Consider the following 25,583-nt stretch of genomic DNA (forward strand, 5'->3'; position numbering starts at 1 on the left):
CCTCATCATCGTTTTTAGACGTAAATTCGCCGATTTTATAACCACTTACCATTAATTTCGCCTTCAAAATAGCCAAAAGAATTCAAATGTTCACAAAATCAACAAAATAGCGAAAAATAATCTTGGCAAACGAAAAAACTCCCCCTATACTGCGCTCCATCAGTTACCGGCACCATAGTCGAAGCTGATACCGTGTGGAAGCGTGGCCGAGTGGCTGAAGGCACCGGTCTTGAAAACCGGCGACGGGAAACCGTTCTAGAGTTCGAATCTCTACGCTTCCACCATCCATTCTGACCCCGAGCTCGAAGAAGCTCGGGTTTTTTGCTTTTTACAGCTATCACCTCAAACGTCTTCTGTTTTCCCTCACATCCTGCTATTTTCTTGCTGGAATGAGCGATTAAGCATTACCGAAAACATCTTGTTTCTTTTCAATCTTCTAATGCTACTAAACCGCCGGGGGCAGAGTCTGCTATATTCTCAATATCGATGATGATTGTGAGTTTCTGGACTTTCTCTGGAGAGCGGTGGTGGTGACTCAGCGTTGTGCGCTGTTTTCTTCTGTGCTGCACGTTTATCTGCCAGTTATTCACTCTGATGAATCAATGGAATACACCTATGATTAAAAAGTTAAGTCTCTGTGCACTCGCTGTATGCTCTGCACTTTCCGGCGTGTCTGCATGGGCTGCCGATAGCGATTACCAGTTGGAACAGGTGCTGATGATGAGTCGCCACAACCTGCGTGCGCCGCTGGCGGACAATGGTAGCGTGCTGGCACAGGCGACGAAAAAAGCCTGGCCGAAGTGGGATGTGCCGGGTGGTCAACTGACCACCAAGGGCGGCGTACTGGAAGTTTATATGGGGCGCTATACACGCGAATGGCTGGCGCAGCAGGGGCTGATTAAAGATGGCGAATGCCCGTCTCCTGACGCGGTCTATGCTTATGCCAACAGCCTGCAGCGCACCGTCGCCACCGCGCAGTTCTTTATTACCGGTGCGTTTCCGGGATGCGATGTAGCGGTTTCTCATCAGGATGAAATGGGATCGATGGACCCGATCTTTAATCCGGTTATCACCAGCAACAGTGAAGACTTCAACAAGCAGGCGCTCTCAGCGATGAATGCCGAAGGCGAAAAGCTGGCGCTTAAGCCTGCTTTCCAGCGCCTGGAAAAAATTATCGATTATAAAAACTCTGCGGCCTGCAACGGCAAAAAGCAGTGCGATCTTTCCAGCACCAATCAGAACATCTTCAGCGCCGATACCGGCAAAGAGCCTGGCGTTTCCGGCCCGCTAAAAGTGGGTAACTCACTGGTTGATGCGTTTACCCTGCAGTATTACGAAGGGATGCCGCTCGATCAGGTTGCCTGGGGACAGATCAAAACTCAGGAGCAGTGGAAAGAACTGTCGGCCATTAAAAATGGCTATCAGGACACACTCTTCACCTCGTCTCTGGTGGCGCGAGAAGTGGCCGCCCCGCTGGTGGACTATATTCGCAGCATGCTGATCGACCAGGATAAAGATAGCGCGCCTAAGGTCACGCTGATGGTCGGGCACGATTCCAATATCGCTTCGCTATTGACCGCGCTGGATTTTAAGCCTTATGACTTAGCCGATCAGAATGAACGTACGCCAATTGGCGGGATGGTTCAGTTCCAGCGCTGGCTGGATAAGAAAAACAAACGCGAACTGGTCAAAGTTGAATACGTTTATCAGAGCACCGAGCAGCTACGTGACGCAGAACCCCTGTCGCTGGATAATCCGCCGAAACGCGTGACCCTGCAAATGGCAGGCTGCCAGACCGATGCTAACGGATTCTGCCCGTGGGATCAGTTCACAACGGTGTTGAATACTGCGCTGCAGGGTACGTCAATGCAGGTTGCTGAACCGGTTGCTGCTTCAGCCGATGCGGCAGACGTGACGAAAGAAGCATCGGAAAAAGCCACTGACGATCAGGCTGCTGCTGCTAAAGCAGCACAGGATAAAGCCGCGACGGAAGCCAAAGATAAAGCAACGGCTGAACAGGTGGCAAAAGATAAGGCCGCTCAGGAAAAAGCGGCGAAGGAGAAAGCTGCTGCTGAGAAAGCCGCAGCCGAAAAAGCCTCGAAGGAAAAAGCTGCCGCAGAACAGGCAGCAAAAGATAAAGCGGCCGCAGATAAGGCCGCTGCTGACAAAGCCGCAGCGGATAAAGCAGCCACGGAAAAAGATAAAGCCAGCGACAGCAAAATCGCTCAGCCTGATTCTGCCAGCAGCGCTGAAAAAACACAGCAACAGCCGGCAGCGAGCTGATAAAAACAGATATCCTCGCCAACGAAAAAAGGCCGACACCCGGGTGTCGGCCTTTTTGTCACTATTTTTTACGGCAGGTTATTTGCTGATAACCACCAGCTTTTGATTCACAAACTCTTTAATACCAAGATCGGAAAGCTCACGGCCAAAACCAGAACGTTTGATGCCGCCAAACGGTAACTCCGGGGCGGTATTACTGGCCGAGTTGATAAACACCATGCCGGTTTCAATACGGGATGCCAGCGCTTTACCCCGTGCTATATCGCCGGTAAATACGGCGCCGCCCAGACCATAGTGGGAGTCGTTAGCCAGTTCGACCACTTCATCGTCGTTACGCACGATGTAGATTTGCGCTACCGGGCCGAAAAACTCTTCAAACCAGGCGGGGTTATCGCGGGTAATACCGGTCAAAATAGTCGGCTGATAGAAACAGCCTACGCCGTCAACCGGGCTGCCGCCCAGCTCCAGTTTTGCGCCTTTTTCAACGGCCTGTTTCACCTGTTTCTCAAGGCGATCCCGTGCTTCTGCGGAAGAGAGTGGGCCAAGCGTCGTGTTGGGATCTAACGGGTCGCCAATTTTCACCGCCTCGAAAGCGGCAACGAGTTTTGCCATAAACGTCTCGGCGATCTTCTCGTGCACCAGGAAACGTTTGGCGGCGGTACACACCTGACCGCAGTTGCTCAGGCGCGCACCCGCACCCGCCTTCACCGCTTTGTCCAGATCGCAGTCATCAAGCACCACGAAAACGTCGTTACCACCGAGTTCAAGGGTGGTTTTCTTCAGATATTTACCCGCCTGCTGCGCTACCGCGCTGCCCGCACGTTCTGAACCGGTGAGGGCTGCACCCTGAACGCGGTCATCGGCAATCAACTCAGCGATTTGCTCATTGCTTGCAAACAGATTGGTCCAGGCACCTTTTGGTGCACCTGCCTGACGGACCAGATCGGCAAAAAGCGTTGCGCAGTGCGGAACATTTTGCGCGTGTTTTGCCAGCACCGGATTACCGGCGGCAAGGTTAGGTGCCAGTACGCGCATCAGCTGGTAGAAGGGAAAATTCCACGGCTCAACGGCGACCAGCACGCCAATGGGATGATGTTCCACCCAGGCTTCACCCAGTTCGCTGGGATAACGTACGGGAGCAAGAAAACGCTCGGCGTTTTCGGCATAGTAGCGAGCGATCTGTGCACAAAGCTCAACTTCTCCCCGGCTTTGGCCAATCAACTTGCCCATTTCTTCACTGGCGGCGGTGGCCAGTTCCTCCACGCGTTCCTCGATCAGCGTCGCCAGCCTTTGTAATACTTGTAAACGTGGTTGAATGTTCCCTTTTGACCAGCTGGAGTGATACAATGCATCGGCGGCTGCCAGCGCCTGTTCTACCTGTTCGTCAGTGTGCGCGGACCAGGATTTTATCAGCTTATTGCTCGCGGGATTGATGGTCTGATAGGACATTCTACGCTCCTTAGTCGTTAGTCAGCCCTGGCGGGCTGAAATGTGTCACGTGGAATTAAGCGTAGTAGAAACCTTGAAGGGCACGCCAGGTTATCGGAAGACTCCCAGTGGAATAAAACAAAAAGGGCGGGAAAATCCCGCCCTCTGCTTCAGACATTTTTGCGCTCGACCACTTTATTATCCCAGGTCAGCATGTCGTCTTCGGTTTTATTAAATGCACGAATCAGAACGTCATCGCTTCCCTGCTGTTCCCAGATTTGTTCGGCAAGGCGCTCATCGTAATTAGCCACCTCGAAGATGGCTTCGGCAATTTCCAGCGAGGTGCAGCGCAGAGCGGCCCATTCTCCTACGCGATGAGCCTTAGATTGTCGTGTTGCCATAATTGCCTCCTGTCCGATTATCCGTTGAGTTTCACTGCCAGCCCGGCAACATATTCACCCTGATAGCGTGCAATATTGAGTTCTTCCTCACTGGGCTGACGGGAACCATCGCCGCCGGCAATTGTGGTCGCGCCATAGGGTGTTCCACCGCGCACTTTGGAGATATCGAACAGTTCCTGGCTCCCGTATCCGATGGGAACGATCACCATGCCGTGATGGGCGAGGGTGGCCCAGGTTGAGGTGATGGTCTGTTCCTGGCCCCCCCCGGTACCGGTAGAGGCAAAGACGCTGGCGAGTTTGCCGTAAAGGGCGCCGGAGGCCCACAGCCCACCGGTACGATCGAGAAAGTTACGCATCTGCCCGGCCATATTACCGAAGCGGGTCGGTGTGCCAACCAGGATGGCATCATAATCTGCCAGTTCTTTCGGGTCTGCCTCCGCTGCGGCCTGGCTGGTTTTACCACCAACCTCGGCAAAACGGGCGGCATCCATCGTTTCCGGCACGCGTTTAATGGTGACTTCTGCACCAGGGACTTTACGGGCTCCTTCCGCAACGGCCTGCGCCATTGTTTCAATGTGTCCGTACATGGAATAATAGAGCACTAAAATTTTAGCCATACGCGACTGACCTCCTCAAACTTCAAGTTAATTTTTTAACTGATTTTTCAGTATAGAAGATGCCTCTGTTCCTGCCTGGTGGCAGATCAATTTTGTATTAAAAATGATTGCAGGATGGCCCACGGCCTTACTATGCAGGCGACTGGCAGGGCCAAAAAACTCTGCAGGAGAGGTTGAACGCTGCCCGCGCCGTGCGGCGCTTGACCGGCTGCCGTTATCCCCGCACACTGACGCCAAAATTACAGCAGAGTACGTTATGTCTGGTTTACTTTCCCGTTATAAATTCTCCATTAACACCAGTGAGCTGGTGCTTATTCTGATCACTATGGTTTGGGGTGGGACGTTTCTTGCCGTGCATCATGCGATGACCGTTAGTGGCCCGTTCTTTTTTATTGGCGTACGGTTTGCCGTTGCGGCGCTGTTGCTTGGGCTGGTTTCATGGCGCGTTATGCACAACGTCACCTGGCCTGAGATCAAAGCGGGTGTGCTGATCGGCATTGCGATCGGACTGGGATATGGTCTGCAGACTTACGGTATGCAAACCATCTCCAGCAGCAAGTCGGCCTTTATAACCGCGATGTACGTACCGCTCGTTCCGCTGATGCAGTGGGTGTTTCTGCGTAAAATACCGGGGCTGATGTCGTGGATCGGCATTGCGCTGGCGTTCAGCGGACTGCTGTTGCTGGCGGGGCCTGATGGCGGAGAGGTGGCGTTTAACGTCGGTGAGATTGCCACATTGCTCAGCACGCTGGCGATTGCGGCAGAGATCCTGCTGATTGGTGCCAGCGCGGGCAAAGTGGACGTGAGGCGCGTGACCGTTATTCAGCTGGCCGCCGCCTCGATTTTTGGCTTCCTGATGATGGCCCCGAACGGGGAGTCAGTGCCGGCGTGGAGCCCGTATCTGCTGTACAGCGCGGTGGGGCTGGGGATCGCCAGCGCCATCATTCAGGTGACGATGAACTGGGCGCAGCGCAGCGTTTCACCCACTCGCGCCACCGTGATTTATGCCGGTGAACCCGTATGGGCGGGCGTTGTTGGACGCATTGCCGGAGAACGACTCCCGGCGATTGCCCTGTTGGGCGGTGCGCTGATTGTAATGGGCGTGCTGGTGAGTGAGCTGAAGCTGAAGCGCAACAAAAAGGCGAAGGGATTACCTTCGCCCACTGAGTGTAATAACGGCTAACCGTCCTGACGCAGCGCGCTGTTGTTGCTCAGAGCGGCAGCGCGTTGTTTATGGCTGAGGATGGCATTGAGCAGAATCGCGCCAAAGGTCGCCGTACCGATGCCCCACAGATCGCGCAGCACGTTGACATATTCCGTCAGGTAGTCGTAGCGACGAGAGAAATACTCATCTCCCGGCCACAGTCCCATCTGGCCGTATTCGGGCTTCTGCCAGCCTGTGACCAGATTCACACCGAAGCGGCCGCCGGAAATGGAATCAATCGTTGAGGCCATCCGCGCCACAATGGCCGGAGGCAGAGTCAGGGTAGCGGCGGTGGCATAAATCTCGATGCGGGAAGTCACGGCGGCCAGACCGGCCATCAGCGTGGAAGATTCCAGATTGTGGTCCCAGAACTCCGTTTCACCGCCAAAGCCGCGCAGCTTAATCATCGACAGGGCAAAATCGAAGTTGTAGGCCTCCGCTTTCTGCGCAATGGCTTTATTCAGCCCGAAGGTTGGCATGTACTGCGGTGCGTTGCGGGAGATCAGCCAGCCGTTGTTACCGATAGGAATAAAAACACCGATTTCACAGGGAACCCTCTGATTAATTGAAAGATTTAATCCCGGCGCTGCGTTGCATTCTGCGTTTTCCATTGAAGCGGCGCGTTAAAGGAAAGATCGCAAAGGTTGTGTCAGAATTAAAAATGTTAATTAAAGTAATGGGTTGTTTTTGAGTTGTGAATTATGAGGTGGAGCAATTGGTCAAAACGGATCATCTGATAAAAAATAGTTGCACAAAAAACTGGCAACCGCGCGCAATAAAAGTGCAGCGTTGCGATTAGGTGCACCTCGGGTGATTTGGTATTATCCCCGCAACCCATATGGATCACGGAGTCACGGTGAATTCGACAGATAAACGACCGGCCAAAGCACCGACGCGGCGTTCACGTGCGGTCGCGGCGAAGCGCTCCGCTATTCTTGCGGCAGCGCTGGAGTATTTTTCGCAGTTTGGTATCCACGGCACCAGCCTGGATAAAGTGGCCGATCGCGCCGATGTATCAAAGACCAATCTGCTGTATTACTTCCCCTCGAAGGAAGAGCTGTACATAGCGGTGTTAAAAGACCTGCTGGATATCTGGCTGGCCCCGCTGCGCGCGCTGCGCGCCGATCAGCATCCGCTGGAGGCGATTCGCCACTATATTCGTCTTAAACTGGAGGTCTCACGCGATCATCCTCAGGCCTCGCGGCTGTTCTGCATGGAGATGCTGCAGGGCGCACCGCTGCTGAAGGCCGAACTGGCGGGGGATTTGCGTCATCTGGTTGAAGATAAGGCTGCAATCATTCAACAGTGGGTTCGCGAGGGAAAACTGGCGGAAGTTCAGCCACACCATTTGATTTTTATGCTGTGGGCAACCACGCAGCACTATGCTGATTTTGCGACTCAGGTTGAAGCCGTGACCGGTCAGACCTTAAATGATGAAGATTTTTTCACCCAGACTGTGGAAAACGTGCAGAAAATGGTGATTGAGGGGATACGCGTACGCTAGGTTTGGCGAGTGGTAAAACAGGGCAGTCCAGTTAAGGACTGCCCTGTGTGGCAAGGCTTAGGCCTTTTTACGGCTACGCAGTAACCAGCCCACAGCCAGTATCAGGAACCACAGCGGCGTGACCATCAGCGCCTGGCGAGTGTCCTCTTCCAGCGTTAACAGCACCAGTACGAAAGCGAAGAACGCCATGCACACCCAGCACATAAACTTGCCCAGCGGCATTTTATAGCTCGACTCCGCGTGGCGCTGCGGGTGCTTTTTGCGGTATGCCAGGTACGAGCACAGAATAATCGTCCAGACGAACATAAACAGAATGGCGGATACCGTGGTGACCAGGGTAAACACCGTCATCACGTTCGGGATCAGATAAATCAGCGCCACGCCGCCCAGCAGGCAGAAGCAGGAGAAGAACAGGCCGGTCGTCGGCACCGCACGGCTTGAAAGCACACCGAAACGACGATGCGCCACGCCCTGCTGCGACAGACCGTACAGCATACGGCTGGTTGAGAAGATGCCGCTGTTAGCTGATGATGCTGCGGAAGTCAGCACTACGAAGTTAACAATACTCGCCGCGGCCGGCAGGCCAATCAGCACAAACATTTCAACAAACGGGCTGCGATCGGCCACAACCTGATTCCATGGTGTAACGGCCATAATCACCATCAGCGCCAGCACGTAGAACATAATGATACGCAGCGGGATCGCGTTAATTGCGCGCGGCAGCACTTTTTTCGGATCGTGCGTTTCCGCCGCTGCGGTGCCCACCAGCTCGATCCCAACAAAGGCGAATACGGCAATCTGGAAACCAGCAAAGAAGCCGCTGAGGCCTTTCGGGAACATGCCGCCGTGATCCCAGATATTGCTTAAGGAAGCGGTGCCGCCGCCTGGAGAAGGATAGTGCATAGCAACCAGTACAATACCGGTGGCAATCAGCGCAACGATGGCGACGATTTTAATAATGGCGAACCAGAATTCCATTTCGCCAAACAGCTTCACGGTGGCAACGTTGAGCGACAGGAACACCACAATACACAGCAGGGCACTCATCCAGATAGAGAAGTCAGGGAACCACAGCTGGAAGTAAGAGCTGATGGCCACCACGTCGGCAATACCGGTGACAACCCAGCAGAACCAGTAAGTCCAGCCGGTAAAATAGCCCGCCCACGGGCCCAGCAGGTCCGCCGCGAAATCGCTGAAAGATTTGTACTCGAGATTGGAGAGCAGAAGCTCACCCATTGCACGCATAACGAAAAACAGCATAAAGCCGATGATCATGTAGACGAAGATGATAGATGGCCCGGCCAGGCTGATTGTTTTACCTGACCCCATAAATAACCCGGTACCGATGGCCCCACCGATAGCGATGAGCTGGATATGACGATTGTGCAGGTTACGCCGTAGCGTTTCCGGGCCTTCCTCTGAGAGTATTGCCTCTTTTGATTGATCAACCATTAAGGTTCTCCTGTCGTGTTCTGTCCTGTGTAAATGAGTAAAGCTCTAATGGCTTTTATTTCATTCGGTCCTGCCATGATTAGCTGGCATAAGATAGTGTAATAACGCGTTAAACGGGTAATTCTTTTCGGTAATAGTGATGGCGATCGAAACGAATGATTTCGGTTGACACCACAGGAAGAGGAGCTTAACGCAAAATCGTCATGATAAAGCAGAACAAACAACGGCATTGCGCGAAACTGGTATTTTTTTGATCAAAAAATCGCCACCGCTGAAGAGCGGGGATTGGATTCCTGATGAAGAACATCCAAGAGGATTTGTATGAACAGGTAATGATATGCGTTTTCTTTTGAACATTCGTGGTGATTTTAATGCATCCGGGATATTAAATAATTGCATTTAAATCATTTGGTTGTTTGTTTTCAGGTATTCTGAATTGGCCGTTATATCTGTCAGGACAAGACAACATGCAGATCAGGGGGAAAAAAGCGCAAAGTTGCTGTATGCTGATCCGATAAATCCTATGATACCAGCGTTATCTGATGCTTAACGATCGATGCAGAGTGGGGAATCCGAACATTCAGGTGATAATAACATACGGTATTGTGATGGATTGGATAAAAGTTGGCCTTGTTTCGGTGAAAAAATAGCTACACTTAATAAAAATTAGCGAACGATTCTGTAATTTACTCACGAAAACATTATTACAATAATCATTTATCTGGTCACATTTAATGTCTAATTACACAGCAATATTTACAATGAAAACCAGAATCAACGCGAGTGGGTTCCCTTATGTTCCGTTGGGGAATTAATGACTGCTGACACTTATTTCAGCTGGCGGGACGAAGTTCAATTAGCTTTCAGTAAAAAGACTGAAGTCGAACAGGTAACTCTGTTAATTGAGCAACAGGCAAAGCGTCTTGGGTTCGATTTTTATATGCTTTTCATCAAGCACCCTGTGCCATTTACGCGGCCCAAGACCTTCTATTACTGTAATCTACCCGAAAAGTGGATAAATTTTTATTTTCGGGGAAACTATTCTCCTGTGGACCCGATACTGCAGAACTGTCAGCTCCCGGGAAGTCTGTGGGTGTGGGACGATGAGAGCGCAGGCGAAGGGGCTGTCATGATGCGTGCGGCAAGACGGGATGGGATTTATCACGGCATCTCAATCTCAGCTATCGCTCAAAACAGAGCAACGGGAATATTATCATTCGCCTCATCAGATCCGTTAAACAATGTAAAGTTAACCACCGAGTTACAACTTAAACTCCAGTATATGGTGCAACTGTCGCTGGCTACGCTCAGCCGGCTTGATGATATTTCCATGGTCTCTGTGAAGCTGGAATTAAGCGATCGCGAGCGTGAAATCCTTAAATGGACGGCTGAAGGAAAAACGTCAGCTGAAATATCGCTGATACTTTCTATTTCTCAGCACACGGTTAATTTTCATCAGAAAAACATGCAAAAACGATTAAATGCGCCTAACAAGACGCAAATTGCTTCTTATGCAGCTGCAATCGGTTTGATATGAAAAACAACGCAACTACTAATTTTGGTAGTTTCGTATTACTAACTGGTTGTCTACCCTTCGCAAGGGTAACAACCCTGCGCGGCCCGCCCGGGGCGGTTTTCGTGCGGGAGTGCGACGGGGATTTATAAATGAAAATTATCCAGACCAAACTGAAGGATATGCCTTCCTCGTTGCTGGCTGAATTGGGAAGCTACCGCTACAGTGTTTTTGCCAGAGAAGAAGGCTGGTCAATTCCGTCACGGCTAAGCACGCCGGGCCAGGAGTACGACCGCTTCGATCGTTCGGATGTTTGCTGGCTGATTGCCTGGCATGCGCAACACGGCATCTGCGGGTGTGCCCGGCTGATGAAGTGGCAGTGTCCTGAAAATAGCGAACTTTTTGACGCCGATCGGGAAAGTCTGGACGGTGGGAAAATCTGGGAGATGTCTCGTTTTTCAGCGCGCCTGGAAATAGACAGTGAGCTACCATTAAATATTTTATGGCATGCGCTTCAGCTCGCTGAACAGTCCGGAATTAGCAATTTATTTAGTGCAGCAACACCGATGCTGGAAAATATGTTCGGCCAGTATCAGGTTAACTATCTGCAGCTGCCACCGGGTGTCATCCAGTCGGAAGATAATCTCTTTGCTGTAAGAATACCGATATCGCAGCCTCATCTGGCCAGCCGTTTCCATGGTTCGAGGCGCTTTAAGCCCGAAGAAGTCCTGCCATCTCTGGGCGTTTCAATAAGCTGGGGTATGCGCGGGCGCTAGGCATGCCACTTCGACCACAGCGTTATCAATAGCCAGGCCGCCGCGGACCAGCAGGCAACCGCGGCCATCAATGCAGGCACCAGCCGCATCATGTTGATGAAATACCATAGTGATAACAAATAAACGAAATAGGGAATAATCGCCCACATGCTAAACAGGATGGTCACGCGTAGCGCCTCAATACCCCGTTCGCTTCCGACGATATAGTGTGCAATCAGCGCGAAGGTGGGGAACAGGGGAATCAGCCCGGCAACATAGTAATTACGTGTTTTTGCCATAATTCCGATCAGTAATACAACGACGGCACCAAGTATTGCTTTTATAAGTAAGGCCATTATTTCATCAACTGGTTATTATTTATTATTCTGAGGGCAGCGCTTACTCGATGACGCAGCGGGAGTGGCGTTGTCAGGGCTAAATGTACATGCCTGGCACCGACAGCGGGATCGAGAGTTCTGCTGCCGGTCCCTGGTCTGGCTACTGGCGGAACGCGTGCTTGATTTGTTTTACGGTATTGCTGAACACTTCTGCCTGCTGTTCATCTTCTAAGCCCGCAATGTAGCGCTCCATATTGATGATCACTTTGCCTGCGTCGGCCTGACCAATCGATTTCAACATCAGTGTAACCAACGCCTTCATGCAGGTGACTTCGTTAGCTAATGCCTTAACGTCTTCACTGGTTGAAAAGTCAATCTGACTCATGATCTCTCCTGATAAATGATAAAAAACATGCTCCTGAGCCACAGGGCAGAGCGCGAAAAATTGTTAAAAGTATATCATACATAGTGTAAAAAAATCAGGCGGCCTGGCTACGTTTTCGCTCTCGGTTACGAAGTAAAGCATGATGCTGAAACTGTAACGTAATCCTGCTTACTTATGGCTGTTGGCTAAATTTAATTTAAGTTCGCAGGGATATCCGAATGCCTGTAGAATTGACCTAACAAAAAGTGATAGTGATTGGTTTTTAGCTAACGCTATGTAATTTCTGCTTATTATGTGTTTTATATTTATTTTGGTAAGTATTTATTGCAATTTTCTCGACTATTATCAGTGTTACGGCCATTGAGATTTTTATGAGCGTTACTTTTTATTTTACATTATGATTTAATAAACGAAATTGTTAGTCGCTGTGTTAAATATGTTCTACCAGTGAAAAAAAAGTAGTAGAGTAATGGCCCTGCGTAATTGCACATCATCACCTGCCTCAGCCATTTAGGGAGTTCCGTTTGATAAGCGTTTTTCTCGTCGATGACCACGAACTGGTGCGTACAGGGATCCGTCGCATACTTGAAGATATCAAAGGTATCCAGGTTGTAGGTGAAGCCAACTGTGGTGAGGATGCAGTGAAATGGTGTCGCGGCAACACTGTTGACGTGGTGCTCATGGATATGAACATGCCCGGTATTGGTGGCCTTGAAGCTACACGTAAAATTATCCGCTACTCACCGGATGCTAAAGTGATCATGCTGACTATCCATACTGAAAGCCCGCTTCCGGCGAAGGTAATGCAGGCCGGAGCGTCAGGTTATCTGAGTAAGGGGGCGGCTCCACAGGAAGTGGTCAATGCTATCCGTTCAGTCAATGCCGGGCAGCGCTACATCGCGTCTGATATTGCCCAGCAGATGGCGTTAAGCCAGATAGAACCGCAGTCGGAGTCACCTTTGAGCTGTTTGTCAGAACGTGAACTGCAGATTATGCTAATGATCACCAAAGGACAGAAAGTGACCGAGATTTCTGAGCAGTTGAATCTCAGTCCTAAGACGGTGAATAGCTATCGCTATCGTATGTTCAGCAAGCTGAATATCAGTGGCGATGTTGAGTTAACGCATTTGGCTATTCGCTATGGTCTGTTCAATTCGGAACCGTTAATCAGCAGTGAGTAGTATGGTATTTGATGCCCGTTCCTTTCTGAAAACCGTTACCAGCCAGCCTGGTGTCTATCGTATGTACGATGCCAGTGAAACGGTTATTTATGTTGGTAAAGCCAAGGACCTGAAAAAGCGTCTTTCCAGCTATTTTCGCGGTAATCTTGCCAGCCGAAAAACGGAAGCGCTGGTAGCACTGATCCAGCAGATAGATGTGACCGTTACCCACACGGAAACGGAAGCCCTGCTGCTGGAACACAACTATATTAAGCTTTACCAGCCGCGCTATAACGTTCTGCTGCGCGACGATAAATCCTATCCCTATATTTTCCTTAGCGCTGATTCTCATCCGCGTCTTGCCAGCCATCGCGGCGCCAAACACGCGAAAGGGGAGTACTTTGGTCCTTTCCCTAATGGCTACGCGGTGCGGGAAACGCTGTCGCTGCTGCAAAAGGTGTTTCCGGTTCGCCAGTGTGAAAACAGCGTGTATCGCAACCGTACGCGTCCCTGTTTGCAGTATCAGATTGGCCGGTGTCTTGGCCCCTGCGTAAGCGGGCTGGTGAGCGAAGAAGAATACGCCCAGCAGATTAACTACGTGCGGCTGTTTCTCTCCGGCAAAGACGATCAGGTTCTCAACCAGCTGGTCAGTCGGATGGAGACTGCCGCCATGGATCTGCGTTTTGAAGAGGCTGCACGACTGCGCGATCAAATTCAGGCCGTGCGCCGCGTAACGGAAAAACAGTTCGTTTCCAATCAGGGAGACGATATGGACGTCATTGGTGTTGCTTTCGATGGTGGTCTGGCCTGCCTGCACGTGCTGTTTATCCGTCAGGGCAAGGTGCTGGGCAGCCGCAGCTATTACCCTAAGGTACCCGCAGGGACGGATCAGGCCGAGGTGGTACAAACCTTCGTCGGGCAGTTCTATTTACAGGGTAGTCAGGCCCGAACGCTGCCTTCAGATATCCTGCTGGATTTCACGCTGCCGGAAAAAGATCTGCTGGCCGAGTCCCTGACCGAGCTTGCCGGGCGGCGGGTCAGCATACAAAGCAAGCCGCGCGGCGATCGCGCGCGTTATCTGAAGCTGGCCAGAACAAATGCCGCCACGGCGCTGGCGACCCGTTTGGCACAGCACTCCACCGTTCATCAACGGTTGTCAGAGCTGGCGCAGGTGTTGGAACTGCCCGAAATCAATCGCATGGAATGTTTCGACATCAGCCATACGATGGGGGAGCAGACCGTGGCATCCTGCGTGGTATTTGATGCTAATGGTCCGGTGCGCAGCGAATACCGGCGTTATAATATCAGTGGAATTACGCCAGGGGATGACTACGCCGCGATGAATCAGGTGCTGCGCCGCCGTTATGGCAAAGAGCTGGAAGAGAGTAAAATCCCCGATGTGATTCTGATCGACGGCGGCAAGGGACAGCTGGCGCAGGCGAAAAGCGTTTTTGCTGAACTGGATGTCAGCTGGGATAAACAGCATCCTTTACTGTTAGGCATTGCGAAAGGTACCGATCGCAAAGCGGGGCTGGAAACGCTGTTTTTCGAACCGGAGGGGGAGGGCTTTTCTCTGCCGCCGGATTCCGCCGCACTACATGTATTGCAGCATATTCGTGATGACTCTCACAATCATGCAATTACGGGTCATCGCAATAAACGGGCGAAAGTGAAAAATACCAGCGCGCTGGAAACGATAGAAGGCATAGGCCCGAAACGTCGTCAGATGCTGCTGAAGTACATGGGAGGCCTGCAACCACTGATAAATGCTTCAGTGGAAGAGATTGCCAAAGTACCGGGAATTTCGCATGCACTGGCCGAAAAAATCTTCTATGCGCTGAAACACTAAGCATTGCAACACCCGTAGCAATGTAGGAACATAGAGACAAATTCTACTCTGTCCAAACAGTTAGCATAATTATGCCATTTAATATCCCGACCTTACTGACCCTGTTTCGCGTAGTCTTAATTCCATTTTTCGTACTGGCGTTTTATCTGCCGTTTGAATGGGCCCCGCTGCTTTGTGCGCTGATCTTCGTGGTTGCCGCGGTAACGGACTGGTTTGACGGATTTCTTGCCCGTCGCTGGAAGCAAACCACCCGGTTTGGAGCATTCCTTGATCCTGTCGCCGATAAGGTGATGGTTGCTATGGCGCTGGTGCTGGTGGCGGAATATTTCCATGCCTGGTGGATCACACTGCCAGCGGCTACCATGATTGCCCGCGAAATTATCATTTCTGCGCTGCGCGAGTGGATGGCGGAAATCGGTAAACGCAGCAGCGTTGCCGTATCCTGGATTGGTAAAGTGAAAACCACGGCGCAGATGTTGGCACTTTTTGCTCTATTATGGCGCCCAAACTCGATCGTTGAGGGTATTGGTGTGGCCGCACTGTACATTGCCGCCGTGCTGACTTTCTGGTCAATGTTCCAATATTTGAGCGCTGCACGCGGTGATTTGCTCGAACGTTGATCGAAGCGATTTAAAAAGCAGCAAACGGACGCATTGTACGGATAATTTGATTGACTCAGTGCGCCATCTCAGTAGAATGCAACGCATCGAAAGGCAGTACGGTCTGCCAGAAGATAAAGCAAATCAGCAGCTTCTGAGTTTCACTCAAATAAAGCAGCAGTGTTGATAGCTAAGCGGGAATAGCTCAGTTGGTAGAGCACGACCTTGCCAAGGTCGGGGTCGCGAGTTCGAGTCTCGTTTCCCGCTCCAGTTTAAGTCAGCAGAGAATTTTCTCTGAAGAAAAAAAAGAATAAGGGCGCGTTGGCAGAGTGGCCATGCTACGGATTGCAAATCCGTCTACCTCGGTTCGACTCCGGGACGCGCCTCCAATCTTACATCCAGGCCCGGATGGTGAAATCGGTAGACACAAGGGATTTAAAATCCCTCGGCTTATGGCTGTGTGGGTTCAAGTCCCACTCCGGGCACCATATTCGCAATGTCGATTAAAACTAATAAAATCAAAGCAATATGTAGTAATGTTGTGAACCGCCTAAGGGCGGTTTTTTTGTTTCCCCCCTCAGTTTCCTAATACCCTTTCCTAATATTATTCTGCCTTCTTCTGCCCACCGACTACCGGAACCACAACAATCTTCCTGTCATACCGTGCAGTTTGCTCAACATTTTTATGGCCAGAAATAGCCTGCTTTTCATAAAGACTGCCTGATAAATCGGAGATGCCTTTTGCTTTCAGATCGTGAAATGTGAAGTTGAAATCCAGTTCAGGGAAAGCTTCTTTCGCATCCTGTTTAGCTTTCAGCCACCGGCTGTTAAACCCATCCCGCGTATATTTGCTGCCTGATGGCTGGTGGATGACATAGATAGTGCTCATGCCTGATTTTAGCGGCAGGGCGCTGCAAGCTTTTATTACATTCTCAAGCCCTGGACTCCAGGCTTTTATCTGTGCAACACTCGTTTTGCTCTGCTTGATCAGGATACCCTCCTCGATCAGTTGGCCCTTCTTCATTTCAAGAACGTCAGCCTGACGAGCGCAGCAAAGGTAAGCAAGTTCCATAGCAAGCTGAACTACGGGGGGGATTTTGAGATATCGCCATGAAATTTAGACGAAAAAAAACCGGCATTGCCGGCTTGTTTTGAAAAGTAGGGTTAAGCGAAGTCGTTAAATTTGAACGGCAATTGCTTGATTAATTTGCCAAAAATGTAAATATCGCCCATTTCATGGGATTCAATCTCAAAAGGCGGGTACTTAGGATTATCTGAAAGAACGCAAAGCTTACGACCCTTAACCTTCTGCAATCGCTTAACGAATGTGGAATCCTCAAAATTAAAGACATAAATTCCATCACCATTGAAATGGTCGATCTTCGTGTCGATGAAGAGAAGGTCGCGAGGGCAGAGTGTTGGCATCATGCTGTCGCCATCGACATTAATCAGCTTTACCCCTTCAAGAGATGACCTGCCGAACAGCTCGTAAATTCTATCCTGCGGGATTTCAATAGCACTAATAAGAGCTGGGAATTCCGCGTTGATGAAGCCGTTACCGGCAGAAGCAAAAACCTCCAGTTGGCGCAGTGTAACAACAGGCTTTACCGTATGTCCTACACCATCGCCACCCACCCCATAATCTAAGAAGGCCGGGCCAACGTTAAGTTTCTCGGCAATTCTTAGCATTTTTTCATCCCGAGGTTTTGCAGTGCCGAGCGTATACCGCCGCGCCATCTCGTAAGTTACGCCGCTGCTTTTAGCAAGATCACTCACGGAAACATCATTCTGTTTAAGAAGGCTGTTTAAGCGCACTGAGAAATCTATGTATTTTGGGGTTTCTTCTACCATAGGTAGAAGATTACAACCCACCTCGACAATCGTCATTTCTATTTTCAGTAGTTGATTTATTCTACTTTAAGTAGCATTATCCTTGGCATCTACCAAGGAGACTCAAATGACTTCCAAGTTTAAAAACATCACAGAAAAATCCGTAATGGCAGTCGGTTCGCAAACCGCCGTTACGCGTGAGTTCGATTTCAAGTCAGTCCAGTCAGTAGCGAACTGGATTATTAACAATCAAGTGCCCGCCGATCGTGTAATCCAACTTTGCTCTCTTGGCGGGTGGGCTGTAACGCCGCACGAACTCCGCCCTGACATTTATCCAAACCCAACCGATGGCTTACCTAAGCCATCAGCAACTTAACTTTTCACGTCCGAAATAATAACTACCAAAAAGGATCGCAAATGGTGGATTTACAGGCATTAGTCATACGGACCTGCAGAGAGAGTAGTTTCACGAACACTCAGATTGCAGATCAGCTGGGTATAACGTTCTCAGAGTTTAACAACAGGCTGCACATGAAGAACGGAACACGTTTTTTCGACGTTCAGCACATGGAGATGCTGCAGCGCGTAGTTGGCCATCCGTTCCTGGCTGATTACTTCGCTGCTCAATTCGGAATGCTGGTGGTTAAGAACCCGGTGCCGGAAGAAATGGATAACGTTGAGCTGTTCAGCATCCAGATGCACGCTGATGCAGCACGTGGGTTTGTGGCGCAGGCAAAACTTAATGCTGAAGAGGATGGGATTGTAGACCGTGCAGAACTGAAGCACGTCGGCACTCAGGTGCTGAATTACATGAAATATACGGCAAAAGGGTTTCTGGCCTGGGCGGCATTACATGGTGTTCAGGCGGATGCGATGGATTTACTAAACTGCAGAAAGGTTGAGAGCCACCAGGTTGCAGCCCGTGGCTCTCGGTGCGAATGATCTTGGGAGAACATCACATGAACAGTTTACTCGTAAACGTAACGGTTTCGCAATTGCGGTGTGTTGCTGTTGCTGTTGCTGGTGGACGTTATGTCTATGAATCAAAGATACCCGGACAAGCCGGAAGCAACAACTACCAGACTCCACTCAGTCGGGTAGAGGTCGAGGCTATATGGAGAAATTTCAATGCGATAGGGAGGGGGACGCCGTGAACCCTGTCGATTTCATTCAAAAGCACATCATAGAGAAGCTGATTTCAGAGGGCTTTCCTGAAGATGTGGCCATAGCCAGCTCGCGCACTGGTGTCGATCACTATCACCGCTGCAGCCAGGCATCGAAAAAAGGCGCGATGTTTGACGACTGCCTGTATCACGCCCGGCAGGCGGCGACATACACCACACCGAAGAGCGAACGCCCTAAGCGTGGCCGTGGATCAAAGAGCGTAACGGGTGGCCTGCTATGACAGAACTCAACCGAATCTATCGCGACCCGCGCGGCGTTCTTGTGCGTGTCGTGCGCTGGGATGCAGAAAAGCAGCAGGTTATTTATCTGCGGGACGGCTACGAGCATGAGTGCATGCAGCCGCCGGAACTGTTCCGCAAGAAATTCACGAGGGTCTTATGAGCAGCAAACTTCATGGTCTGGTATGGGAAGGCTGCGGGCCGTCAGGGATGATTTTATCTCGTATTGCAGTACTTGCCCGACTGGCTGATTACAGCAATGACGAAGGCTACAGCTGGCCAGCAGTAGACACGATCAGAGAGCAGGTCGGAGCTAAGAGTAAAACTACTGTCCGCGCAGCCATTAAAGAGCTGGAAGAGGCAGGCTGGTTAGTCGTGAAAGAGCGAAAATCTGGCGGTCGCAACATTTCAAACGCCTATCAGCTCGACGTTGAAAAGCTGGAACAGGCAGCGGAATCGGCACGTAAGAATAAGCGCAAGGTATCAAAAACTGACCCCTCAAAAACTGACCCGTCAAATATTGACCCCTCAGATTCTGACCCCTCAAAAATTGATGGGTCAAATAACGTCGATTTAGGGGGTCAAATTTTGGTAGGGGAGGGGTCAACCGTTGGCCCCGATCCGTTAATAGATCCAATAACTGATCCGTCAGGTAAAAAAACTATTTGTCAGGCTCCTGCAGAGCCCGACCCTGACGTCGTTTTAACTGACTCTGCGAAACAGGTACTTGCTCACCTTAACCTGGTGACCGGATCGCGCTATCAGGTTGGCAAATCTTCACTCGAAAACATCCGTGCCCGGCTGGGGGAAGAATTCACCACTGAAGAGATGATCCTGACCGTGGATTACCTAAACGAGAAATGGTCCGGCGATTTGAAGATGGCTGGATACCTACGGCCAGCAACGATGTTCAAGCCCACTAAATTCCCCGGTTACCTGTCGGCTGCCCAGAAATGGGCCGAGGCTGGCCGTCCTAAGTGTGTGAACGGGAAGTGGGTCAAAGCGGGCGGTGACAACGTGGACGTGACGGAGCGTGACGCGGCTTACCGCCGGTTCATTGGGAGTGCCAAGCCGTTACGAAATCCAAGTCAGCTTGAGCAAACCGTTAAGACTGAGGCCTGCAAGGCAGGGGTTCGTGGGATGCGTGCAGATTTTGCGGTAACCCACTGGAATAGCATCTGGAAAGACTGCGCAGGGCGTGTGTCGGGAGGAAAAGCAGCATGAATGTTCGTGATAAGGCCGTTGAGTTCGTACGCAGTCACCCTGACAGCTCCGCTAAGCAGATTGCTGATGGTGCCGGGATACCTCGCCGGGTGATTCAGACGCTACTGGCGGAACTGCTGATGTGTGAAGTGCTGCAGCGCCACACGGTGAACAACAACCCGTATTCATACCGCCTGGTTCAGGAAGACGAATTTACCGAATCAAATCAGAAGTACCGCGCGCTGCGTGAAAAGGCGCTATTTTTCCTGCTCTTACTGGCACTGGTAATGGAGATGGTAAGCAAATGAGTTCACTTTCAATCGTACACAAAAACCGCGAAGAATCCGCCACCGACATTGTGCCACGCAAAACCTACTTTGCCGGTCTGAAAGAGTTCTACGTGGAGCCGGGTTACAACGTTCGTGATATCGATCAGGACCACGTCCGTGAATTCCGTGACGCATTCATCGCGGGTGAAGAGGTTCCGGCGCTTATCGTGCAGGTAACAGAGCAGGGTCTGAAAATCATTGATGGCCACCATCGTTACTACGGCGCAGTGATGGCCACTGAAGAGGGTCATGAAGTTGCGCGTCTGGAATGCAAAGACGCGAAGGGCACAGAGGCGGACCGCATCGCGCTGATGGTCACCAGCTCACAGGGCCGTGCACTGCTGCCACTGGAACGTGCCGGTGCATATCAGAGCCTGAAAAATCAGGGCTGGGAAAACTTTGAGATAGCCAAGAAAGTAAAACGCTCACTCGCCGACGTTGAGCATCACCTGCAGTTGCTGGAGTGCGGCGACGAGCTGATCGGCATGGTGAAAGCCAAAGAGGTATCTGCCACCACGGCTGTTTCTATGTCCCGCGAGTTCGGAACTAAAGCTGGCGCGGTTGCCACCGAAAAACTGGCCAAGGTCAGGGCATCAGGCAAAAAGAAACTGACCAAAGCAGCCGCCATCCCGCAGTTCAACGCAGGGAAAGCCCGTCGGCTGGTGGAGTTGATGGCAGCATTTGAATTCACTGATGACGGTTACACCGCACAGGATGATGTGTATCTCGAAGCGATGGGAATACTGGCTGAGTACCGTGAAAAACATGGAAAGCAGGAATCGGCTGGCAGCGGAGAATCCGTATGAAATACAGCCTGATTTACGCTGACCCACCGTGGCAGTACGGAAACACAATCAGTCGCGGTGCGGCTGATAACCACTACAGCACCATGTCACTCACTGAACTGAAGAGGCTCCCTGTGTGGGAGCTGTCAGCTGATAACGCCATCCTGGCCATGTGGTACACCGGCACCCATGACGAAGAGGCTAAGGAGCTGGCAGCTGCGTGGGGTTTCGATGTTCGTCAGATGTTCCTGTTTACCTGGGTGAAGTTCAACGCACTGGCAGAGCAGCGTTTCAACCGCGCCCTTGAAGAGCAGACTATCCACGACTTCAACGACCTTCTGTTGATGCTTAATGCTGAAACCCGCATGAACCCCGGCAACTACACCCGTGGCAATCAGGAATCGGTGCTGGTGGCCGTTAAGGGAAAAGGCCTGGAGAGCGTCAGTGCATCCGTGAAACAGGTTATCTACTCCTGTATGAGTGAGCACAGCACAAAGCCAGCGGAGGCCCGTTACCGGCTTGAGCAGCTTTACGGCAATGTTCCACGCATTGAGCTGTTTGCCCGTCGCCCAGCAGAGGGCTGGCATATCTGGGGTAACGAGTGCGAAAGCAGTGTGCAGCTGCTGCCGGGGAGGGTTGCATGATCTATGACTTGAAACTTCCTGCCTGGGCTGAGCTGGCGGAATGCCCATTTTGTGGTGGCAAAGCCGAATTGTTTTCAGATGGTGATGGAGTCTATGCGGGATGTGCAACGACAACTTGTGTCATTAAACCCATAACAGACTCGTACAGCATCAAGCGAGATGCAATAAAAGCGTGGAATCGCAGGCCATGAAACTAATCCTTCCGTTCCCACCCAGCGTAAACGGTTACTGGCGCTCTACTGGTAAGGGCGCACTGATCAGCGAACGCGGCAGAAAATACAGGGTCAGTGCTATAGCCGCCGTTTACGAGCAATTACGTCGCCGACCACGGGCGATCACCCACGATGTAGAAGTTCACGTCATTCTCTACCCACCAAACAGGATGAGGCACGATTTGGATAACTTTCAGAAGGCGCTGTTTGACGGACTTACCCATGCTGGCGTTTGGGCTGACGACAGCCAGATTAAGCGGATGGTGGTGGAGTGGGGCAGCGTGACATGTCACGGCAAAGCGGAGGTAACGATCAATGAATTTAATCGATAGCTCAAGGCATTGCGGTTGTGATAGCAAACCAGAGCATATACATTTGATCAGTGGTTCCGGGTGTTTGCAGATGCCCGGAGAAAACTACTAAATTGGGAGAGCTCATGAATCAATTATTCGTAATTGACAGCGTTTCTGTACGCCGCGATCAGAACGCGCGTTTTTGTCTGAACGATTTACACCGAGCCGCTGGCGGAGAAGAACGGCATAAGCCAGGTAACTTCTTCCGCCTTGAGAATATAAAAGAGCTTTGTGCAGAAATTGACCGTTGCTCAGATGTGAGCAACGCTTCGGTTGAGTCAATTCGCGGTGGGCCTAATCAGGGAACCTATGTTTGCAAAGAACTGGTCCTGGCTTACGCGATGTGGATCAGCCCCTCATTCAACCTGAAAGTTATTCGCACTTTTGACGCTGTTGTGACCGGTCACGCTAATCATTCAGCGCACGACATGACGCAGGCTGGCATCACGCTTATCGGGTTCATGCGGAAGGAGCTGAATCTGTCTAACTCCTCGGTGCTCGGGGCATGTCAGAAATTACAAAATGCTGTCGGCCTGCCTAATCTTGCTCCGCAATACGCGATAGACGCCCCTTCCGATGCCGTTGATGGTTCCAGCAGACCTACTACCTCCCTGACAACACTTCCGCGTGATAACCAGTTAGCAGTAAACACGGCAGAGGCTTACAAACGCCTGCGGCACCTGGGTATTGTTGAGCGCCTTTCACGACCAAGTCATTCATCCACTGCCAGAAATGGCCGCAAAGAGTTCTGGTCGGTAACGTCTAAGGGGATGCGGTTCGGTAAGAACATGACCAGCCCCGGTAATCCAAGAGAGACACAGCCGCATTTCTACACGTCAACCAAAGCGGAGCTTATCCGGTTGATGCTCACCTCTACAAAGGGGGAGTAATGCGAGCAATCCTGATGCCGTTCCGCGTAGAGCAACTGGGTACTGTGCTACTTAAGCCCGGCAGTGAGGCTATGCCCCTGTTTCAGTCTGGCCGTGTCCTGATAAGCACACTGCCGGAGTTTATGCAGGGCCTGCCGTCAGGGCGTCTCGTTGATATCGCTCAGCCGTTACTGGACGATCCTGATGTTGTGCTGTTCCTGTCCTCTGATGAAGTCATCAGTGCAGCTGGTGGCCGTGACGCGCTGGCCAACTGGCTAACCTCGCCACATCAACGCCACATTGGCACCGGATGCCAGAATAACGGGCTGGACCACAGCCACGGTCAAACCATTCTTAACATCGGCAAATCAGCAGTGCGGCTCTGCTATCAGTGCGACAACCGGCTGAGAGAGCAGGAGCCATCACCGGCACTGGAAACAATGGCACGGAGAAACGCCGCTGAGTGGCTGCTGTACCGCGTGCAAACAGGCTTCCAAATACCGGAGGGGCATCACGTCACACTGCCCGAAGTAACGCTGTGGGCTTCAATGAAAAATGTCGCAGGCAAGATGCCTGACTCTCTGGCTCGACGTGTTCTCAAATTACCGGCATTACCTGCACCACGTGGAACGATGAAAGAATCCGATATCCGGCATGAGCCAGCTGCCGCTACTGAGCTGGCAGAGAAAGCTGCTCAGATTGTTGAGCTGTCCATCGACCCGGAAACGCCAGAATCCTTCATGAAACGGCCTAAGCGCCGCCGCTGGGTAAACGAGAAGTACACCCGCTGGGTGAAGCAGCAACCATGCCTGTGCTGTGGAAGACAGACGGACGACCCACACCATTTGATCGGCTACGGTCTGGGTGGTATGGCAACAAAGACGCATGACCTGTTCGTGATACCGCTTTGCAGAGCGCATCACGATAAACTTCATGCGGATATGAGGGCGTTTGAAGAGAAGTACGGCACGCAGCCGGAAATGCTTCTGCGCTTCCTCGACAGAGTCCTGGCGATCGGTGTGATTGCCACGGGTAAAAAAATCTTGGGAGATAAGAATGCGTGATATTCAGTTAGTGCTTGAACGTTGGGGTGTATGGTCCCGTCATCGTTACGAAACAGATTACTCGCCAATCGCGGCTGGCTTCAAAGGGCTGCTACCGAGTGTGGCTAGCAGTGGCAATAGCTGTACAGATTCAGACGCCTTGACCATTGATGCCTGCGTAAGCCGCTTAAAGCAAAAGCGACCTGATGAGCATGAGCTGGTATTCGATCATTACATCAAAGGTATACCTAAGCGCCAGCTGGCAAAAAAGCACAAGCTATCAGAGGGAATGATCCGTATTAAAATGCAGATGGCAGAAGGGTTCGTGGAGGGGTGCCTGTCTATGCTGGATATCACTCTTGAAATGGACTGCTACACACAAAAATAAGAAATCGCAGAAAAAAGATGAAAAAATCACTCATGCGTTACGCATTTCCTGGTGTAACGTGATAAGAGTGGTCGCAACGACAACGGCTTATCTACCCACAAGTCTTATATTAAATGAACAGAAGAGCGCAGGAAGTGTTCTCAACATGAGGATTAATCTTATGAAAGAACAGAATTTTAGCGTCTCAGATATTTTCTTTGTAAAATTTTTTTGGTTCGGTCTTGAATGGGACATGCACGAAGCCGTAGTTCCTGTTGAAATCATCGAAGTCAGCAGGGATGGGCATGTTTATGTCAGTATAAATAAACAAATGGGTATCTGGTGGCCGCAAAGGTATGTAAAAAAAATGTGCCGGAGTCTAAAGGCGGCTAATTTATCTCAGGCGCGACACACTCCGTACAAATACAAGCAGATCCTTATAGGATAGGCTAGTTAAACTCACTCTTAGATAGAGGTCGCCGGAAGGCGGCCTTTTTTTGCCTCAAATTCTGAGTCGAATATCAGATCCATTCGCCTCAATCCTTAAGCTCGCTCCCCATTCATCAATCACACAGCACCACGGCACTGCCGGAGGTGGGAACTATGAAAATGAATAATGATCCGCACAACTGGCCTGACTGGCTTGAGTTAATGCAAAGCTGGTGGCGCGGAGATACGCCGGTTGGCTCAGTTCTGTTGGCGTTTGTAATGGCCGTTCTGCGTATTGCTTATACCGGCGGCGGCTGGAAAAAAATGGTGCTAGAGGGACTACTTTGCGGCGCTCTGACATTGAGTGTCGCGTCTGGCCTTGAGTATCTGGAGCTTTCGCGCTCGCTGTTGATCGCTATTGGCGGCGGCATCGGATTTATCGGGGTGGAGCAGTTCAGAAAACTGCTTCTCACAATCCTGAATACCCGCTTCGGAAATTCTCCAGGGGCATAACAATGAAACAATCACAATTTCAACGGGCGGCTGGCATAAGCGCCGGGTTAGCTGCGCGCTGGTTTCCGCACATTGATGCAGCAATGACCGAGTTCGGCATCAACAGCCCAATAGC

General features: G+C 51.1%; 30 protein-coding genes, 4 tRNA genes and 3 pseudogenes. 28 read left to right on the forward strand and 9 right to left on the reverse strand.

The window, feature by feature from the left end:
- The first annotated feature begins 196 nt into the window (after positions 1 to 196).
- Positions 197 to 284 (forward strand) — tRNA-Ser (locus AC07U6_RS12285).
- 331 nt (positions 285 to 615) lie between these two features.
- Positions 616 to 2,283 carry a bifunctional glucose-1-phosphatase/inositol phosphatase gene (gene agp / locus AC07U6_RS12290; protein WP_494762219.1) on the forward strand — a complete coding sequence of 556 codons (1,668 nt, stop codon included), beginning with the start codon at positions 616 to 618 and terminating at the stop codon, positions 2,281 to 2,283.
- A gap of 78 nt (positions 2,284 to 2,361) precedes the next feature.
- On the opposite strand, the gene AC07U6_RS12295 is transcribed toward agp, so the two are convergent.
- From AC07U6_RS12295 to wrbA, 3 genes are all read right to left on the reverse strand, one after another.
- Complete coding sequence (locus AC07U6_RS12295) at positions 2,362 to 3,732, reverse strand: NAD-dependent succinate-semialdehyde dehydrogenase (protein ID WP_494762220.1); 1,371 nt, start codon at positions 3,730 to 3,732, stop codon at positions 2,362 to 2,364.
- Positions 3,733 to 3,881: 149 nt separating this feature from the next.
- Positions 3,882 to 4,112: a YccJ family protein gene (locus tag AC07U6_RS12300; protein ID WP_494762221.1), complete on the reverse strand. Its 231-nt coding sequence runs from the start codon at positions 4,110 to 4,112 to the stop codon at positions 3,882 to 3,884.
- Positions 4,113 to 4,129: 17 nt separating this feature from the next.
- Positions 4,130 to 4,729: an NAD(P)H:quinone oxidoreductase gene (wrbA, locus tag AC07U6_RS12305; RefSeq protein ID WP_494762222.1), complete on the reverse strand. Its 600-nt coding sequence runs from the start codon at positions 4,727 to 4,729 to the stop codon at positions 4,130 to 4,132.
- Positions 4,730 to 4,985: 256 nt separating this feature from the next.
- On the opposite strand from wrbA, the gene AC07U6_RS12310 reads away from it, so the two are divergent.
- On the forward strand, positions 4,986 to 5,912 hold the full coding sequence (locus AC07U6_RS12310; RefSeq protein WP_494762223.1) for a DMT family transporter: 927 nt from the start codon (positions 4,986 to 4,988) through the stop codon (positions 5,910 to 5,912).
- Between the two features lie 83 nt (positions 5,913 to 5,995).
- Here the strand turns inward: AC07U6_RS12310 and AC07U6_RS12315 are convergent.
- A pseudogene (locus tag AC07U6_RS12315) lies at positions 5,996 to 6,499 on the reverse strand (LLM class flavin-dependent oxidoreductase); the annotation flags it as partial.
- Between the two features lie 272 nt (positions 6,500 to 6,771).
- Between AC07U6_RS12315 and rutR the strand changes: the two are divergent.
- Positions 6,772 to 7,437, forward strand: a complete 666-nt coding sequence (gene rutR, locus AC07U6_RS12320) for an HTH-type transcriptional regulator RutR (protein WP_494762224.1) — start codon at positions 6,772 to 6,774, stop codon at positions 7,435 to 7,437.
- Positions 7,438 to 7,494: 57 nt separating this feature from the next.
- Here the strand turns inward: rutR and cycA are convergent, their stop codons facing one another.
- Positions 7,495 to 8,889 (reverse strand): D-serine/D-alanine/glycine transporter, encoded by a 1,395-nt coding sequence (gene cycA / locus AC07U6_RS12325; RefSeq protein ID WP_494762225.1) that lies wholly within the window; start codon positions 8,887 to 8,889, stop codon positions 7,495 to 7,497.
- 814 nt (positions 8,890 to 9,703) lie between these two features.
- Between cycA and AC07U6_RS12330 the strand changes: the two genes are divergently transcribed.
- Together AC07U6_RS12330 and AC07U6_RS12335 are read left to right on the forward strand one after the other, a co-directional pair.
- On the forward strand, positions 9,704 to 10,426 hold the full coding sequence (locus AC07U6_RS12330; RefSeq protein ID WP_494762226.1) for an autoinducer binding domain-containing protein: 723 nt from the start codon (positions 9,704 to 9,706) through the stop codon (positions 10,424 to 10,426).
- Positions 10,427 to 10,554: 128 nt separating this feature from the next.
- A complete protein-coding gene (locus AC07U6_RS12335; protein ID WP_494762227.1) occupies positions 10,555 to 11,178 on the forward strand; it encodes an acyl-homoserine-lactone synthase in 624 nt (207 codons plus the stop codon).
- Here AC07U6_RS12335 and AC07U6_RS12340 read toward each other — a convergent pair.
- Positions 11,175 to 11,513 (reverse strand): GlpM family protein, encoded by a 339-nt coding sequence (locus AC07U6_RS12340; RefSeq protein ID WP_494762228.1) that lies wholly within the window; start codon positions 11,511 to 11,513, stop codon positions 11,175 to 11,177. The two genes, AC07U6_RS12335 and AC07U6_RS12340, sit on opposite strands and share 4 nt — an antisense overlap.
- Before the next feature lie 142 nt (positions 11,514 to 11,655).
- Positions 11,656 to 11,880, reverse strand: a complete 225-nt coding sequence (locus AC07U6_RS12345) for a DUF2594 family protein (RefSeq protein WP_105593376.1) — start codon at positions 11,878 to 11,880, stop codon at positions 11,656 to 11,658.
- Between the two features lie 524 nt (positions 11,881 to 12,404).
- Here AC07U6_RS12345 and uvrY point away from each other — a divergent pair.
- The 6 genes from uvrY (at position 12,405) to AC07U6_RS12375 (ending at position 15,976) form a co-directional block, all read left to right on the forward strand.
- Positions 12,405 to 13,061: a UvrY/SirA/GacA family response regulator transcription factor gene (gene uvrY / locus AC07U6_RS12350; protein WP_494762229.1), complete on the forward strand. Its 657-nt coding sequence runs from the start codon at positions 12,405 to 12,407 to the stop codon at positions 13,059 to 13,061.
- A gap of 1 nt (position 13,062) precedes the next feature.
- Positions 13,063 to 14,889 carry an excinuclease ABC subunit UvrC gene (gene uvrC / locus AC07U6_RS12355; RefSeq protein WP_494762230.1) on the forward strand — a complete coding sequence of 609 codons (1,827 nt, stop codon included), beginning with the start codon at positions 13,063 to 13,065 and terminating at the stop codon, positions 14,887 to 14,889.
- Positions 14,890 to 14,960: 71 nt separating this feature from the next.
- The gene (pgsA, locus tag AC07U6_RS12360; RefSeq protein WP_105593373.1) at positions 14,961 to 15,509 is read left to right on the forward strand and encodes a CDP-diacylglycerol--glycerol-3-phosphate 3-phosphatidyltransferase; all 549 of its coding nucleotides are present in this window, start codon (positions 14,961 to 14,963) and stop codon (positions 15,507 to 15,509) included.
- A gap of 173 nt (positions 15,510 to 15,682) precedes the next feature.
- Positions 15,683 to 15,758, forward strand: a tRNA-Gly gene (locus AC07U6_RS12365).
- 45 nt (positions 15,759 to 15,803) lie between these two features.
- Positions 15,804 to 15,877, forward strand: a tRNA-Cys gene (locus tag AC07U6_RS12370).
- Positions 15,878 to 15,890: 13 nt separating this feature from the next.
- Positions 15,891 to 15,976: transfer RNA gene (locus AC07U6_RS12375), tRNA-Leu, on the forward strand.
- A 116-nt stretch (positions 15,977 to 16,092) separates the two neighbouring features.
- On the opposite strand, the pseudogene AC07U6_RS12380 reads toward AC07U6_RS12375, so the two are convergent.
- Both AC07U6_RS12380 and AC07U6_RS12385 read right to left on the reverse strand, forming a co-directional pair.
- Positions 16,093 to 16,575, reverse strand: a pseudogene (locus AC07U6_RS12380) (tyrosine-type recombinase/integrase); the annotation flags it as partial.
- Between the two features lie 77 nt (positions 16,576 to 16,652).
- Positions 16,653 to 17,375, reverse strand: a complete 723-nt coding sequence (locus AC07U6_RS12385) for a LexA family transcriptional regulator (protein ID WP_494762231.1) — start codon at positions 17,373 to 17,375, stop codon at positions 16,653 to 16,655.
- A 70-nt stretch (positions 17,376 to 17,445) separates the two neighbouring features.
- Here AC07U6_RS12385 and AC07U6_RS12390 point away from each other — a divergent pair, with 70 nt between their 5' ends.
- From AC07U6_RS12390 to AC07U6_RS12465, 16 genes and pseudogenes are all read left to right on the forward strand, one after another.
- On the forward strand, positions 17,446 to 17,694 hold the full coding sequence (locus AC07U6_RS12390) for a transcriptional regulator (protein WP_494762232.1): 249 nt from the start codon (positions 17,446 to 17,448) through the stop codon (positions 17,692 to 17,694).
- Positions 17,695 to 17,735: 41 nt separating this feature from the next.
- A complete protein-coding gene (locus AC07U6_RS12395) occupies positions 17,736 to 18,260 on the forward strand; it encodes a YmfL family putative regulatory protein (RefSeq protein ID WP_494762233.1) in 525 nt (174 codons plus the stop codon).
- 208 nt (positions 18,261 to 18,468) lie between these two features.
- Entirely contained in the window at positions 18,469 to 18,723 is a 255-nt protein-coding gene (locus AC07U6_RS12400) for a hypothetical protein (protein ID WP_494762234.1), read from the forward strand.
- The gene (locus AC07U6_RS12405; RefSeq protein ID WP_494762235.1) at positions 18,720 to 18,884 is read left to right on the forward strand and encodes a DUF4222 domain-containing protein; all 165 of its coding nucleotides are present in this window, start codon (positions 18,720 to 18,722) and stop codon (positions 18,882 to 18,884) included. The genes AC07U6_RS12400 and AC07U6_RS12405 overlap by 4 nt, the downstream gene beginning before the upstream one ends.
- The gene (locus AC07U6_RS12410; RefSeq protein ID WP_494762236.1) at positions 18,881 to 19,945 is read left to right on the forward strand and encodes a conserved phage C-terminal domain-containing protein; all 1,065 of its coding nucleotides are present in this window, start codon (positions 18,881 to 18,883) and stop codon (positions 19,943 to 19,945) included. The genes AC07U6_RS12405 and AC07U6_RS12410 overlap by 4 nt, the downstream gene beginning before the upstream one ends.
- A complete protein-coding gene (locus AC07U6_RS12415) occupies positions 19,942 to 20,232 on the forward strand; it encodes a hypothetical protein (protein ID WP_494762237.1) in 291 nt (96 codons plus the stop codon). Before AC07U6_RS12410 ends, AC07U6_RS12415 begins: the two co-directional genes overlap by 4 nt.
- Positions 20,229 to 21,059 carry a ParB/RepB/Spo0J family partition protein gene (locus AC07U6_RS12420; RefSeq protein ID WP_494762238.1) on the forward strand — a complete coding sequence of 277 codons (831 nt, stop codon included), beginning with the start codon at positions 20,229 to 20,231 and terminating at the stop codon, positions 21,057 to 21,059. Before AC07U6_RS12415 ends, AC07U6_RS12420 begins: the two co-directional genes overlap by 4 nt.
- Positions 21,056 to 21,682: an MT-A70 family methyltransferase gene (locus AC07U6_RS12425; protein WP_494762239.1), complete on the forward strand. Its 627-nt coding sequence runs from the start codon at positions 21,056 to 21,058 to the stop codon at positions 21,680 to 21,682. The genes AC07U6_RS12420 and AC07U6_RS12425 overlap by 4 nt, the downstream gene beginning before the upstream one ends.
- A complete protein-coding gene (locus AC07U6_RS12430; protein WP_494762240.1) occupies positions 21,679 to 21,873 on the forward strand; it encodes a Lar family restriction alleviation protein in 195 nt (64 codons plus the stop codon). The genes AC07U6_RS12425 and AC07U6_RS12430 overlap by 4 nt, the downstream gene beginning before the upstream one ends.
- Positions 21,870 to 22,226, forward strand: a complete 357-nt coding sequence (locus AC07U6_RS12435) for a RusA family crossover junction endodeoxyribonuclease (protein ID WP_494762241.1) — start codon at positions 21,870 to 21,872, stop codon at positions 22,224 to 22,226. Before AC07U6_RS12430 ends, AC07U6_RS12435 begins: the two co-directional genes overlap by 4 nt.
- 104 nt (positions 22,227 to 22,330) lie before the next feature.
- A complete protein-coding gene (locus AC07U6_RS12440) occupies positions 22,331 to 23,137 on the forward strand; it encodes a KilA-N domain-containing protein (protein WP_494762242.1) in 807 nt (268 codons plus the stop codon).
- Entirely contained in the window at positions 23,137 to 24,180 is a 1,044-nt protein-coding gene (locus tag AC07U6_RS12445) for a DUF968 domain-containing protein (protein ID WP_494762243.1), read from the forward strand. The genes AC07U6_RS12440 and AC07U6_RS12445 overlap by 1 nt, the downstream gene beginning before the upstream one ends.
- A complete protein-coding gene (locus AC07U6_RS12450; RefSeq protein ID WP_494762244.1) occupies positions 24,173 to 24,547 on the forward strand; it encodes an antiterminator Q family protein in 375 nt (124 codons plus the stop codon). Before AC07U6_RS12445 ends, AC07U6_RS12450 begins: the two co-directional genes overlap by 8 nt.
- On the forward strand, positions 24,519 to 24,974 hold the full coding sequence (locus tag AC07U6_RS12455) for a hypothetical protein (RefSeq protein ID WP_494762245.1): 456 nt from the start codon (positions 24,519 to 24,521) through the stop codon (positions 24,972 to 24,974). Before AC07U6_RS12450 ends, AC07U6_RS12455 begins: the two co-directional genes overlap by 29 nt.
- 155 nt (positions 24,975 to 25,129) lie before the next feature.
- Positions 25,130 to 25,468 (forward strand): phage holin, lambda family, encoded by a 339-nt coding sequence (locus tag AC07U6_RS12460; RefSeq protein WP_494762246.1) that lies wholly within the window; start codon positions 25,130 to 25,132, stop codon positions 25,466 to 25,468.
- A gap of 2 nt (positions 25,469 to 25,470) precedes the next feature.
- Positions 25,471 to 25,583: pseudogene (locus tag AC07U6_RS12465) on the forward strand (glycoside hydrolase family 19 protein); the annotation flags it as partial.

This window comes from Erwinia sp. GW821-FHT03D09 (assembly GCF_059420805.1).